The organism is Tautonia rosea (assembly GCF_012958305.1).
Lineage (GTDB): Bacteria > Planctomycetota > Planctomycetia > Isosphaerales > Isosphaeraceae > Tautonia > Tautonia rosea.
In genome coordinates this window covers 47,659-61,824 of record NZ_JABBYO010000018.1, presented here as the reverse complement: position 1 = coordinate 61,824, position 14,166 = coordinate 47,659, and the positions used below count along the sequence as shown (strand labels likewise).

Here is a 14,166-nt window from a genome sequence, read left to right as displayed (position 1 = left end):
ACCTGACGATCGGAAAAACTTCGGGCCAAACCCGTCCAAGAGAACGCTCAACTCCGGAAACACCCAGCATCCCCGTTTAACCACTCGAAGTCCTGTTTCATTCTCTTCGGCGTGTTCCAATCAAGCCGAGACCCACGGGCCGATGTCGCTCCAGGTTCGCTTGTCGCCCAGGAACCCGATCGGTTTGTCCAAACGCAATCACGCCCGTTCCGATCGCGGTTCGGGCTTGCCTCTGAACTCTCACTTCGGAGCCCATTGCATCTATGTTTGCCCGAATTCACGCAAAAGCTCTTGCAGCGCTGGCTGTCAGCGTCCTCGCATTCACTGTGGCTCTCCCCGGTTGCGGGGAGGACGAAATGCAGCTTGGCCAAGAGTTTGAAAAACCGGCGACGCCTCCTCCCGTCGTGCAGGATCCCCCCGACACGGGAGAAGACATTCACCCTCGCGACCGATAATTGAGAAACCTCATCGAGTCTCCTCCCAATGGTGACTCCTCACGTTCCGCTCGTGCGTGCGGTTCGTGTTCGTTCCGATCCAGAAAATTCCGCGAGGGAGGCCCCCCCCCGACGATCCGTTTCGGATCGTTGATCCTTCCGCTCACGGGATTCCCTGGTCAGAGGCCAACGGTTTCGGCTGTGTCCTTGACCGCTCTTGGGTTCGATTGTTCCTCGTTTCTTTCGGAGCTCAGACCAACATGCCATCACTCCGTTCGACTGCGGCTCGCCGCGGCTTTACCCTGATCGAATTGCTCGTGGTCATCGCCATCATCGGCGTCCTGATCGCCCTGCTGCTGCCGGCGGTGCAGTCGGCCCGTGAAGCCGCTCGTCGCGCCCAGTGCACCAACAACCTGAAGCAAATCGCCCTGGCAATGCAGAACTATCACGACGTCAACGGAAGCTTCCCCATGGGAGACTTCTACCAGCGCCGTGAGACCGGGGGGTTCGTTCGCCAGAACTTCGGCCAGTGGGTGGCCATGTCGCAATTCTACGAGCAGGGTGCGGTCTTCAACGCCCTGAACCAGGACTTGTTCATCTATATTGCTGCCAACCACACGCTCAATGGCCACTCGGTCAACACCCTTTGGTGCCCGAGCGACTCCGAGGTCATCGGCCTTCGGAAGAACGGCGGCGTCGGCAGCACCGACACCAACGGGAACGGCTGGGACGGCATCCCGATGCCGATGACCTACAGCAGCTACGCCGGCAACGCGGGCGTGCTCTACTACCACGCCGCTCGCTGCGACGTGCCCCAGGCCCTCATCGGCCAGAACCAGGGCATCTTCGCCCACGCCGGCCGCCCCAACGCTCCCGACGCCCCGGGCTGCGCCAACGGCCGCGTGACCCGGATTCAGGACATCCGAGACGGCACCAGCAACACCGTCATGGCCTCCGACAAGTCCTACGGTCGGATCGCCGCCGGCACCGCCCCGTTCGGCCCGAACTGGTGGTCCTCCGGCATGATCGGCGACACCACCTATGCCGCCATCTTCCCGCCGAACTTCTTCAAGTCGGTCCAGGCCGGCGACGCCGTCCCCTGCTACTTCGTCGAGCAGTGCGGCACCGGCCGAAACCTGAAGCACACCGCCAACAGCTTCCACCCCGGCGGCGTGAACACGGCCATGGTTGACGGCTCGGTCCGCTTCATCAAGGACTCGGTCCAGTCCTGGAATCCGTTCCAGGTCCAGTGGAACGGCCGCCAGAATCCCTACACCGGCGTCGGTGGACCGCTTCCCCCGTACGGCGTCTGGCAGGCCCTGCACACCCGCAACGGTGGCGAGATCATCAGCGCCGATCAGTTCTGATTGATCCCGCTCGCCTGATTCCCTTGCCAGATCGCCGGCGGCTCCTTGATGATGTCAACGGGGCCGCCGGCGATCGGCTTGCGCCCGATGGGCACCCTCCTCCGCCCTGGACTTCGACCGAGACCCTTGACCATGCGACCGCGATGGGCCGGGCTAGCCGCTCTTGGGCTGGCCGGAGGCTTCGGTGTGATCCTCTGGTTCCTCCTCGATGCGCGAAATCAGCGCTTCGAGCAATCGCTGAGCGAGGCCCGAGCGGCCGTGCTCGACGGCCGACTCGCCACCGCTCGCCGACAGCTCGCCGAACTCGCCGAATCCCGACCAACTCACGGCGAAGCCCTCTACCTGCTCGGCCTCTGTGAACAGCAGCTCGGCAACCCCTCCCGCGCCGAGGAGGCCTGGCAACGCATCCCCGCCGACTCCCCCGACCTCGGCCCCGCTCTCGTCCAGTGGGCCGAGATCGATCAGCAGCGCGGCCGGCTCGCCGAGGCCGAGGAACGTCTGTTCGACGCGATCGCCATTGCCGGGGCTCACCGGCCGATCGCCCGCTGGGAACTCGTCCGATTGCTCCGCCCTCAGGGACGATTCAACGAGGCCAGCCGCATCTTCCGTGACGGCCTCGCCGAGCACCCCGAGCCGATCGAGGCGCTCAAGGTCCTCTACTGGCTCGACGTCGACCCCTTCCCCGTCGAGACCGTTCGCCGAGACCTTGCCGAAGCCCAACGCCTCGCCCCGGACGACGACCGAGTCTGGCTTGGCCTGGCCCACCTCGCCACCCGATCCGGTCGGTTCGATGAGGCGAAAAACTGGCTCGACCGCTGCCTCGACCGCCGACCAAACGACCCGGTCGTCTGGCGGGCTCGGCTCGACTGGGCCCTCGCCGCCGATCGCCCCGCCGACGCCGCAGAAGCACTCACCCACCTGCCCTACGCTCCTGATTCCGAGCCCGAGATCCTCCGGCTCCGCGCCTGGTTCGCCCGCCGCAATGGCGACCGAGCCCTCGAACGGTCAAGCCTCGAACAGGTCGACCAGATGACTCCCGGCCAGACCGAGGTCCTCGATCGCCTCGCCGCCCTTGCCGCCGAGGAGGGCCGCCCCGATGATTCGAGCCGCTATCGCGCCAAGCGCGCTCGGCTCGAACAGCATCGCGAGGACTACGTTGCCTTGATCCTGGGCGACGATCCTCTCAGCCAGGCCCCTGCCCTCGCGGAAACGGCCGAAGCCCTCGGCCGCCGCTTCGATGCCGACGCCTGGCGATCGCTGGCCGAGGGCCGCCCGGCCGAGGTCGCGGCGGTCGCATCGAACGCTCGCGACCCTCGAACGCTCGCCGAGCTGCTTCCCGGGATCGCCTCGCGCACCACGGAGGAACCTCGATCGCGATCGCGATCGGCCGACGTGCTCATCCCTCGATTCGAAGACGTCTCCGCCTCGGCCGGGCTCGACTTCCAGCACGACAACGGCCAGATCCCCGGCCGCCTCGTCCTTCCCGAGACCGGCGCGGGGGGCGTCGCTCTGTTCGACTTCGACGGCGACGGCTGGCTCGACTGCTACGCCGTGCAGGCCGGCCCGTTCCCTCCCCCCGCCAACGCTCCCAACGCCGACCGCCTTTACCGCAACCGGGGAGACGGCACGTTTGAAGACGTCTCCGAATCCTCTGGGATCGCGTCGATGCCTGGCGGCTACGGCCACGGCGCGGCTGTCGGCGACATCGACAACGACGGGCATCCCGATCTGTTCATCACCCGATGGCGATCGTATGCCCTCTACCGCAACCGAGGGGACGGCACGTTCGAGGACATCACCGATGCCGCTGACCTTGGCGGCGATCGCGACTGGCCGACCTCGGCCGCGTTCGCCGACCTCGACGGCGACGGCGATCTCGACCTCTATGTTTGCCACTACCTCCGCTGGGACGAAGATGGCGACACCACCTGCCTCGACCCCGACGACCCCACCAAATATGCCTGTAACCCGATCGACTTCCCCGCCCTGCCCGACCGCGTCTTCCGCAACGACGACGGCCGCTTCGTCGAGGTGACGCAGGAGGCCGGCTTCGCCGTCACCCCCGGCCGAGGGCTCGGCGTGGTCGCCGCCGACGTCGATGACGACGGCCGGATCGACCTGTTCGTCGCCAACGACATGACGGCCGATCTTTTGTTCATGAATCGAGGTGACTTTCAATTCGAGGAAGTGGGAGCGGTCGCTGGCATCGCGGCCAACGCCCACGGCAACTACCAGGCCGGCATGGGCACGGCCGTGGGCGACCTCGACGGCGACGCCCGGCTCGATCTGCTCGTCACCAACTATTATGAAGAATCGACCTCCTTCTTCCGGAACCTCGGCGGCGGCTTCTTCGCCGACCAGACGAGCGAGATCAACCTGAAAGCACCCAGCCGCCACTTGCTTGGCTTCGGCCTGACCCTGCTCGACGCCAATCTCGATGGCCGACTCGACCTCTTGAGCGCCAACGGCCACGTGCACGACGGCCGCCCCTCGTATCCCTGGAAGATGCCCCCGCAGCTCTTGCTTGGCGGTCCCGATGGCCGCCTGATCGACCCCGGCCCCACCCCCGGACCTGCCTTCGACCGACTCTCCCTCGGGCGCGGCCTGGCCGTGGGAGATGTCGACAACGACGGCCGCCCCGACGCCATCCTCCAGGCTCAGAACGACCCCCTCGTCTTCCTCCACAACCAGACCGAAGGGGCCGGTCATGCGATCGCCTTGCGACTCGAAGGAACCAAGTCGAACCGCGACGGCGTCGGCGCGATCGTCACAGTCGAGGCCGGCGGTCATCGCCAAATTGCCACCCGCTTCGGCGGCGGCAGCTACCAATCGGCCAGCGACGGCCGCCTCCTATTCGGCCTCGGCGAGGCCGAAACGGTGGATTCGTTGGAAATTCGCTGGCCCTCCGGCCGTGTCGACCAGTTCAACGCCCTCGACGCCGACACCGGCTACCTCTTCCGGGAAGGCGAACCCGCCCCTCGTGCGCTGCCCGGGTTTTCGTCGCACGAGCAAGAAACACCGTAAACGTCAGCACACACCTTCAACCTTGAACAACCTCCCGAACACCCTTTCTTTACCTTTCCGGCCTGCCCATGCGGGCCTCGATGCGGAGACGATCGCCGATGAGTTCGATGGCAGGGACCGGCCGAATTGCCTCGATGGACCAGTTCCGCGGCTACACGGTCGCCGGTATGTTCGTCGTCAATTTCCTCGGCGCGTTCGCCGTGATCCACTCGGTCTTGAAGCACAATAATACGTACTTCAGCTATGCCGATTCGATCATGCCCAGCTTCATGTTCGCCTGCGGCTTCTCGTATCGGCTCAGCCTGCTGCGTCGCATCGATCAGGTCGGCTCCTCGCTCGCCTACCGCCGGGTCCTCTGGCGGAGCCTCGGTCTGGTGCTCATCTCCCTGGTCGTTTATGGCGTCGGCTTCAGCTTCAAATCGTGGGACGAGATGACCGGCCCGGGAGTCCTGCGCGCCCTGGCCGAGCTGGTCAAGGCCGACGCCTGGGAGGTCCTGGCGATCATCGGCGTCTGCCAGCTCCTCATCATGCCCGTCGTCGCCCGATCGGCCTGGACTCGGTTCGGCACGATGATCGGATTCTCGGCCGCCCATTTCCTCATGTCGTACTCCTTCAATTACGACTTCGTCTCGGGCCAGCCGAACTGGATGGACGGCCTCTGGGGCACCACCGGTCGACGCGCCTGGGACGGCGGTTTGTTCGGACTGCTGCACTGGTCGGTCCCCATGCTCGCCGGCACCCTCGCCTTTGACACGATGACTGTCACCGGTCGCTCCTCGGGTTCGGCCGCCGCTCGCCTGATGGCCTGGGGTGCGCTGGTCATGATCGTGGCCTATGCCCTCTCCTGTTTCAGCACCCTTTACACCGTCGACGACCGCCGCACTCAGGAAAACGGCGATCCAATCGACATCGCCGTCTCTCCCGTCATCCCTCCCCTCGACCGCCTCTCCGACCGCCCCCCGGCCGACTTGCTCGCCACCGCTCCGCTGATCGAGCCTGAAGTGCTGGCCAAAAACTACTGGATGATGGACAAGCGCATCGTCACCATCCCCTTCATCTGGTTCAGCACCGGCTTCGCCCTGGCCCTGTACGGCCTGTTCGTCATCGCCTGCGACCGCTTCGGCGCTTCGCTCGAATTATTCCGCCTGCTCGGCATGAACCCCCTGGCCGCCTACATCATCCACCGCGTCGTGGAACGCACGGTCTACGCCTTCGTCCCCAAGGATTCCCCCCTCTGGTGGACCATGATCGGCCTCCTGATCTTCTTCGCCATCACCATGCTCTTCGTTCGCTTCCTCGACCGGCAAAAGATTTACTTGCGCCTTTGATTCGAAGGAATGATCCTCGATTCTCTCGACTCCCTGTTGAACATCCGATAAACTTGAGGTACTGCGCAAAAAAGGAACCGCCCCTGGGCTTTGACCGTCCTGAGCCACGAGAGGTTGCCCTGATGAGCCTTGTCCCGAACCCGGTTGATCGCTCCCGCGGTCAAAGTCTCACCACGGCCGTGGCCCTTGCAATCGTGCTGGGAATGGCTCCGCACGCACGAGCCTCGGCCGACGAGGCCGAAGGGCTTGCCCTCTTCGAGGCGAAGATCCGCCCGGTCCTCATCGAGCAGTGCTATAGTTGCCACTCGGCCGAGGAAAATGTGGCCAAGGGCGGCCTTCGGCTCGACTCCCGCGCCGCCATGCTCCAGGGGGGGGACGGCGGCCCCGCCGTCGAGCCGGGAGACCCCGAGCTGAGCCTGCTCATCGAGGCTATTCGCTACGATTCTTATGTGCAGATGCCGCCCTCCCGGAAGCTCCCGCCCGAGGTCATCGCCGCCTTCGAACAGTGGGTGACGATGGGTGCCCCCGACCCCCGCTCCGACGACGGCTCAACACCCGAACCCCCGACCACCGGGATCGACTGGGATGCCGCCCGATCCTCCTGGACCTATCAGCCTCCGAAGCGCTCCGAACCGCCCGAGGTGTCCGACCCCTCCTGGGTCCGATCACCGATTGATGCCTTCATCCTCGCCCGCCTCGACGACTCCGGCCTGGTGCCGAACCCCGAGGCCGATCGCCGGACCCTCGCCCGTCGCCTCTCGATCGACCTGCTCGGCCTGCCCCCCGATCCGCTTGAGGTCGAGGCCTTCGTCGCCGACCCCTCTCCCAACGCCGTGGAAGCCTTCGTCGATCGACTGCTCGCCTCCCCCCACTTCGGCGAGCGCTGGGCACGTGTCTGGCTCGACCTGGCCCGCTACGCCGAAGACCAGGCCCATATCGTTGGCGATGACACCTCATTGACCTATCCCAACGCCTACCTCTATCGCGACTGGCTGATCAAGGCCCTCAACGACGACATTCCCTACGACACGTTCATCCGTCGTCAGCTTGCCGCTGACCTGATCGAACCGGCCGACTCCGACGAATTGGCCGCGCTCGGCTTCATTGGCCTCGGCCCGAAGTACTACCGCCGTAATTCCCCCGAGGTGATGGCCGAGGAGTGGGAAGACCGGGTCGATGTCGTCTCCCGAGGCCTGCTCGGCCTGACGGTCGCCTGCGCCCGCTGCCACGATCACAAGTATGATCCGATCTCGACCGAAGACTACTACGCCCTGGCCGGGGTCTTCGCCAGTACCGTCATGTTCAACCAGCCGCTGACCGACGAGTGCGAGCTGGACGACGACGGCGAGGCCAAGGCTCCCGAAAACGCCATGCACATCATCAAGGATGCCGATCCGAAGGACCTGAACGTCTTCATTCGCGGCAATGTCGAGCAAAAAGGGCCGGTCGCTCGCCGGCACTTCCTCTCGGTCCTGTCCGACGGCGAACCGATCCTCCTGGGAGACGAATCCTCGAGCGGTCGGCTCGACCTGGCCGAGGCGATCGTCGATCCGAGCAACCCCCTGACCTCCCGCGTCTTCGTCAACCGTGTTTGGGGCCAACTGTTCGGCCAGTCGATCGTCGGCACGCCCAGCAACTTCGGCATCCTCGGCGAACAGCCGACCCACCCCGAACTGCTCGACGACCTGGCCGCCCGCTTCGTCACCGAGGGGGGCTGGTCCCTCAAGTCCCTTATCCGAGAGCTGGCCACCTCCAGCACCTATCGCCAGTCGAGCGCCATCACCAACGCCCACCGCACGATTGACCCTGAGAACACCCTCTACGCCCGAGCCGCTCGCAAGCGCCTGGTGGTCGAAAGCTGGCGAGACTCGGTCCTGGCCGCCTCCGGCTCGCTCGACCGCACCGTCGGCGGCACGTCGATCGACCCGAGCGATCCCGACGTCGGCCGCCGCACCCTCTACAGCAGGATCAGCCGACTGGAGCTGCACCCGATGCTCGCCCGGTTCGACTTCCCCGACCCGAACGCCCATAGCGACGGCCGAGCCCGCACCACAACCCCGCTCCAGAAGCTCTTCGTCCTCAACAGCCCGTTCGTCACCCACCACGCCGATCGCCTCGCCGACCGCCTGGCGAGCGAGGCCGGAGACGACCCGGACGCCCGGATCGACCTGGCCTATCGCCTCCTCTTCGCCCGGCCCCCGAGCGATGCCGAAACACAACTGGCCCTCTCTTTCCTGGGCTCCGACTCCTGCAACGACCCCGAACGCTGGGCCGTGTATGCCCAGGCGTTGCTCGCATCGAATGAATTCCTCTTGATCGACTGATTCCGTCCCCACCCCACCCCCAAGCCTCCCGCTTCGACAAGGAGCCTCGCCATGAGCCTCGACCCCCGCGGCCCCCGCCGGCCCCTGACCCGTCGCCAGATGCTCGGACGTACGGGGGCCGGATTCGGCCTGCTCGGCCTGGCCGGTGCCATGGAAACCGCCGGCCTGCTCTCCCCGCCGACCGCTCAGGGAGCTACCGCCACCGGGCTCGGCGGCCTGCACCACCCGGCAAAGGCCAAACGGGTCATTTTCCTGTTCATGAATGGTGCTCCCTCGCACGTTGATACGTTCGACCCCAAGCCCGCTCTGGCGAAGTATGCGGGCGAAGCCCCCTCGGCCGACAAGTTCAAGCTGGAACGCAAACTCAAGGGGGGAACCTTCATGCCCTCCCCCTTCCGCTTTCGCCCTCACGGCGAGAGCGGCGTGGTGATGAGCGAGCTATTCCCGCACCTCTCCCACTTCGCCGATGACCTCTGCGTCCTCCGCGGCATGCATACCGATACGCCGAACCATGAGCCGGGCCTGTTGCTCATGCACTCCGGCCACCAGCAGCCGACCCGGCCAAGCCTCGGCTCGTGGCTCTCCTATGGCCTCGGCTCCGAGAACGCCAACCTGCCCCCCTTCGTCGTCCTCTGCCCTGGCTTGCCGGTCGTTGGGCCGCAACTCTGGTCGAGCGCCTTTCTGCCGGGCGAACATCAAGGCATGTCGGTCAACACCTCCGACCTTGATGTGCACGCGATGATCGCCCACCTGAAGCATTCGAAGCTCGACCGGGCTGAGCAGCGCAAGCAACTCGACCTCATCCAGCAGATGAACGACCTCCATCGTGCCGATCGGCCGCACGAATCGGCCCTCGACGCCCAGATCTCCTCCCTCGAACTCGCCTTCCAGATGCAGACCGAGGCCGGCGAGGCATTCGACCTCTCCCGAGAACCCGAGCGGCTCCGCGAGACCTACGGCCGCACCACCTTCGGCCAGTCTTGCCTGCTGGCTCGCCGCCTGGTTGAGCGCGACGTCCGCGTGGTCCAGGTCTACTACGTCGATGGCCGGAACAAGCAACCCTGGGACACCCACTCGGCCAACGACAAGGGGCACCGCCGCCTCTGTGCCGATGCCGACCGTGCCACCGCCGCCCTGCTCGGCGACCTGAAGGCCCGCGGCCTCCTCGACGACACCCTGGTCATCTGGGGCGGCGAGTTCGGCCGCACACCCTATTCCGAGCCGGCCAAGAAGGGCGATCCTGGCCGCGATCACCACCACACCGGCTTCTCGATGTTCCTGGCCGGTGGGGGGGTCAAGGGCGGTTACACCCACGGCGCGACCGACGAGTTCGGCATGAACGCCATCGAAGGCCGCATGCACGTTCACGACCTCCACGCCACCGCCCTGCACCTGCTCGGCGTCGACCACGAGCGCCTGACCTACCGCTACTCGGGCCGAGACTTCCGCCTGACCGACGTCTACGGCTCGGTTATCCAGGATCTGATCGCCTGATCCCCTCTTCCGGGGAAAACTATCCTGGCAGATCTCCACCGTTAATTGCCCCTTGCACGAGGCCTTGCCGACCGTCGGTGTGGCCTCGTGCCGCGTCCGCTCCCTCCGTTCTCCCCAGATTCGTCCTGTTCCTTGTGTCCCTCCTCCGATTTTGGCTTCCGATCCGGCACGCCGATCGCTACGATCCTCCGGTCCGCCATTGCAACGCGACGCGCCCCAGAGGATCAACCGGGATGCACGAAGATGTCTTGATCCAACTTGCCGCCATTGTCGTTCTGGGAATCGGGGCGCAGTGGGCGGCCTGGCGACTCAACCTCCCGGCCATTCTCCTGCTCCTGCTCGCCGGGCTGCTGGCAGGACCCGCGGCCGAATGGCTCGAACTCGGCCGCCTGATCGATCCGGCCGAGCTGCTCGGCGATGCGCTCGCCCCGATTGTCTCCCTCTCGGTCGCGGTGATCCTCTTTGAAGGGGGCCTGACCCTCAAGCTGGCCGACCTGCGAACCTCAGGCGCGGTGATCCGCAATCTCGTGAGCATCGGCGCGGGCATCACCTGGCTGGTGGCCGCCGTGGCCGGTCGGTATCTGATCGGCGTTCCCTGGCCCCTGGCCATTCTGCTCGGGGCGATCCTCGTCGTGACCGGTCCCACGGTCATCGGCCCCTTGCTCCGGCATGTGCGACCGTCGGGGGGTTCCGGGCCGATCTTGATGTGGGAAGGGATTGTCATCGACCCAATCGGCGCCGTGCTGGCCGTCCTCGTCTTCGAGGTGATCGGCACGGCCGGCGGGCCGAGTTCGGGGCTCTCGGTCCTGATCTGGGGAGGGGTGCTCACAGCCATCGTCGGCCTGGTCATCGGTCTGGCCGGTGCAATGGCCTTGACCTGGGTCCTCGGACGATACTGGGTGCCCGACTACCTGCACAATCCCGTCGCCTTGATGGTCGTGGTGGCCACCTTCACCCTCTCAGACCTGATCCGAGAGGAGTCGGGCCTGTTGACCGTCACCGTGCTCGGGGTGGTCCTCGCCAATCAACGATCGGTCTCGATCCGGCACATCGCCGAGTTCAAGGAAAGTTTAACTGTTCTGCTCGTCTCGGTCTTGTTCGTGGTGCTGGCCGCGCGGTTGTCTCCCGATCAGATCGCGGCGGTCGGTCTGCGGAGCGTGCTGTTCACGGTTGTTCTGATTGTGATCGCGCGGCCGCTTTCGGTACTGGCCTCGACGGTGGGCACAGGGCTTGCCTGGGCCGATCGACTGTTCTTGATGTGCATGGCTCCTCGCGGCATCGTCGCCGCGGCCGTGGCCTCGGTCTTTGCCTTGCGGCTGCGAGAGGGGGGCATCGAAGGGGCCGATCGCCTGGTCCCGGCCGTCTTCACGGTTATTATCGGGACGGTGGTGGTCTATGGCCTGGCGTCGGTGCCGCTGGCGCGTCGGCTCGGGCTGACTGGCGGTCGGACTGGTTACCTCATTGCCGGGGCGAACCCCTTGGGGCTGGCCATTGCCCGCGTCATTCGGGCCGAAGACATCCCGGTCTTGCTCGTCGATACCCGAACCGACCGCCTCGACTCGGCCGACCACGAAGGCATTCCGACCCTCAACGCCAGCATCCTCTCCCCCTTTGTCCGTGAGCGGATCGACGCTGGACGGATCGGCCGGTTGCTCGCTCTCACCCCCAACGAGGAAGTCAACAGCCTGGCCGCCTTGCACTTCACCAGCCTGTTTGGCCGCCAGAACGTCTTCCAGCTCACCCCCGAACCGCACGGCGCGGCCCGGTCGCCGAAGAACCACGATGCCGACCCTGAGCCCGACGTGACCGTCCCGCTCGCTGCCCAGATCGATGCGGCCGACCTCCACGAGGCCGGCCGATCGGTCGCCCTCGAACTGCACGGGCGGGTCCTGTTTGGGTCCGGCATGACCTTCCGCCACCTCGACGCCCTCTTCTACGCCGGTGCGACCATCGAGCGCCTCGACCTCGACGGGGCCGACCCGTCAGAGGCGTTCGCCGCACAGTTTGGCCCCAAAGCCGTTCCTCTTCTGATCATCGACGACGGTGGCGACGTGATTCCCGTGACCGCGACCCCGCGCCCTGATGCCCGAGCCCCCCGAACCGTCATCGGTCTTGTCCCCCGCGCCGACCGCCCTCAGGGATCATGATCGCTCGTGTTTCGTTCTTCGCTCGGGTGCGCAGCCCATTTCCAAGGGTGGCCGTGTCGGTTCTTGGCGCGCAAGTTGCACCAGGTATCCGGCACGACCGCCCTGCCTTGCAACGTCGCATGAGCAACCATTCAGGGTGTGTCGAAACACTCGCACCACCATCGTTCAGGAGCTTGATTCGATGAAAATGCTCGCATCGCTCGTCGCCCTGCTTGGCCTGGGTCTGTTCACCGTCGGCTGCTCTCCCGAAGACCAGCTGCAGGAGGCCCAGGAAGACTTCGCCGAAGAGCGTCAGGAAACCGGCGAGGCCATCGGCGGCGCCATGGCTGACGGCTACGTCACCCCCGAGCAGTCCGAAGACATCGCGGAAGAACAGGCCGAGGACGTTCAGGCCGCCGGCGAGGTGATCAAGGCTGAGGGTGAGCTGCTGGAGGAGAATGTCGACAACTGATCGACCTCTCCGCATCCCCCAGCGAGCGACCGTTGTGTCGAAGGCCCGGCCCCGATCTATTCGGGGCTTGGGCCTTTCGCACGCGCGGAGCCACCGCCGCGATCGGGCAAAGCTCGACCGTTTCCGACGGGTGAACGGCAGACCAGGATGAAGCAGATCGCTCCATCAGGCCATAACTTCCGTCGATCGGCCCTTGCGAATTGAGCGCAGGGGACCGATATTCGTTGTCAAGACCTCAACGTCTTTTGGTGCGCCCGAACCTCACGAGCTGAGCCGACGACCGCCTCCCGGAGCGCCACTCATCATGTTTGCATTTGTCAAATGCCCCTGCGGCCGGACGCTCCGGGCCCAGCGAAGCCCCGAGCGAACGACCGTCCAGTGCTGGGATTGCAAGACCGAGGTGAAGGTTCCCCGTTACCGATCGCCCGATGGCCCCAAGCCGATCTCTCGACTGCGCAGCGCGATGAAGGAGGAATGGGCCGAGACGGCCGCGGGGGTCATCCTGCTCGCCCTCGCCGTGGTGGTCATGATGGCCATTCCCGTGGTCGGCGGCTGGCTGGGCCTGGCCTTGCTCGTCTGGGCCGCGATGGTCTACCTCCGCCGCATCGAGGAGGTCGGCCGACTCGAACAGGCCGCGTTCGGCGTCGATTCTCCTCCGTCAAGCTGGCGAGGAGGGCTGGCGAAGCTAACCCTGGCCGTCCTCCTCGTCGTCGCGTTCGTGACCCCCATCTGGCTGTTCGACGGCAGCCGGCAAACCCAGTATGCCCCTCCGATCATACCGGCCCCCTGGCCGCTGGTGGTCTTGCTCGTCCTCGCAATCCTCTTGCCGGTGGTGGCCTTCGCCCTGGTCGTGCGCGATGCCGAGGGACGGCTCGGGATCGAGCAGGCCCTCAGCACCGCCTTGAAGCGTCCCGGAGCGATGATCGGCGCCTTGCTCTTGCCGTTGCTCGTCTTTGTCGTGGCCGAGGCGTCCTTGGTCGCTGCCTTGTACGGGTCGGAAGGGCTGACCACCGTCCTCCTGGATCTCTTCCCCCTGTCCGAGGGACACGAGGTGGAACGAGGGCTCGTGGTCCAGGATGAACGGGTTGCCGACTACGAACCGACCGAGGCGATCCGGGTGTACAACGCCGGGCTCTTACGCGGGGCCACCCTGCTCGGCTCGGTCCCGCTCTCGTTTCTTCGCGGTCCCGAACCCCGCATCATCCTCATCGCCTACGGCCCGTTGCGGAGTGAAGGTTACTTGCTGGCCCGGCTGGGCATTACCGCGATGGCCATGATCGCGCTGTTCGGCTCGCTCGCGGCCCAGGCCTACCTGTTCGGCACGATCGGCCTGTCCTCGACTCGCTCCGAGTCCGAGGAGGAGCAGGAGGACGAATCGGTCGTTCCTCCGCGATCGGCCCCAGCGTCGGCTCAGGCCAACGGCTCCCGATCCTCGACCACCAGCGAGCCGCTCGTCACCTCGCACGCCGTCGTTGAGTCTCAGCCCGGCTCGCTGTCTTCGCCCGCTTCCACCACCGAGTAACGGCCTTCGAACCCCATTGCGTGACTTCGTCCCGTGCCTGACGCCGCGCAACGGGGCTGGGCGGGACGGGCGGTG

Annotated in this window: 8 protein-coding genes; all 8 read left to right on the top strand. The window is 65.8% G+C overall.

Annotated features, from left to right (window positions below; genetic code table 11):
- Positions 1 to 694: 694 nt before the first annotated feature.
- Entirely contained in the window at positions 695 to 1,801 is a 1,107-nt protein-coding gene (locus HG800_RS23505) for a DUF1559 domain-containing protein (RefSeq protein ID WP_169980161.1), read from the top strand.
- Between the two features lie 132 nt (positions 1,802 to 1,933).
- The gene (locus tag HG800_RS23500; RefSeq protein WP_169980159.1) at positions 1,934 to 4,825 is read left to right on the top strand and encodes an FG-GAP-like repeat-containing protein; all 2,892 of its coding nucleotides are present in this window, start codon (positions 1,934 to 1,936) and stop codon (positions 4,823 to 4,825) included.
- Between the two features lie 98 nt (positions 4,826 to 4,923).
- Complete coding sequence (locus HG800_RS23495) at positions 4,924 to 6,153, top strand: hypothetical protein (RefSeq protein WP_169980157.1); 1,230 nt, start codon at positions 4,924 to 4,926, stop codon at positions 6,151 to 6,153.
- A gap of 122 nt (positions 6,154 to 6,275) precedes the next feature.
- Positions 6,276 to 8,477 (top strand): PSD1 and planctomycete cytochrome C domain-containing protein, encoded by a 2,202-nt coding sequence (locus tag HG800_RS23490; RefSeq protein WP_169980155.1) that lies wholly within the window; start codon positions 6,276 to 6,278, stop codon positions 8,475 to 8,477.
- Between the two features lie 51 nt (positions 8,478 to 8,528).
- Positions 8,529 to 9,971, top strand: coding sequence for a DUF1501 domain-containing protein (locus HG800_RS23485; protein ID WP_206352420.1), 1,443 nt, complete (start codon positions 8,529 to 8,531; stop codon positions 9,969 to 9,971).
- A gap of 233 nt (positions 9,972 to 10,204) precedes the next feature.
- Positions 10,205 to 12,118: a cation:proton antiporter gene (locus HG800_RS23480; RefSeq protein WP_169980153.1), complete on the top strand. Its 1,914-nt coding sequence runs from the start codon at positions 10,205 to 10,207 to the stop codon at positions 12,116 to 12,118.
- Between the two features lie 181 nt (positions 12,119 to 12,299).
- Positions 12,300 to 12,569 (top strand): hypothetical protein, encoded by a 270-nt coding sequence (locus HG800_RS23475; RefSeq protein WP_169980151.1) that lies wholly within the window; start codon positions 12,300 to 12,302, stop codon positions 12,567 to 12,569.
- 304 nt (positions 12,570 to 12,873) lie between these two features.
- A complete protein-coding gene (locus tag HG800_RS23470; RefSeq protein WP_169980149.1) occupies positions 12,874 to 14,091 on the top strand; it encodes a hypothetical protein in 1,218 nt (405 codons plus the stop codon).
- Positions 14,092 to 14,166: the final 75 nt, after the last annotated feature.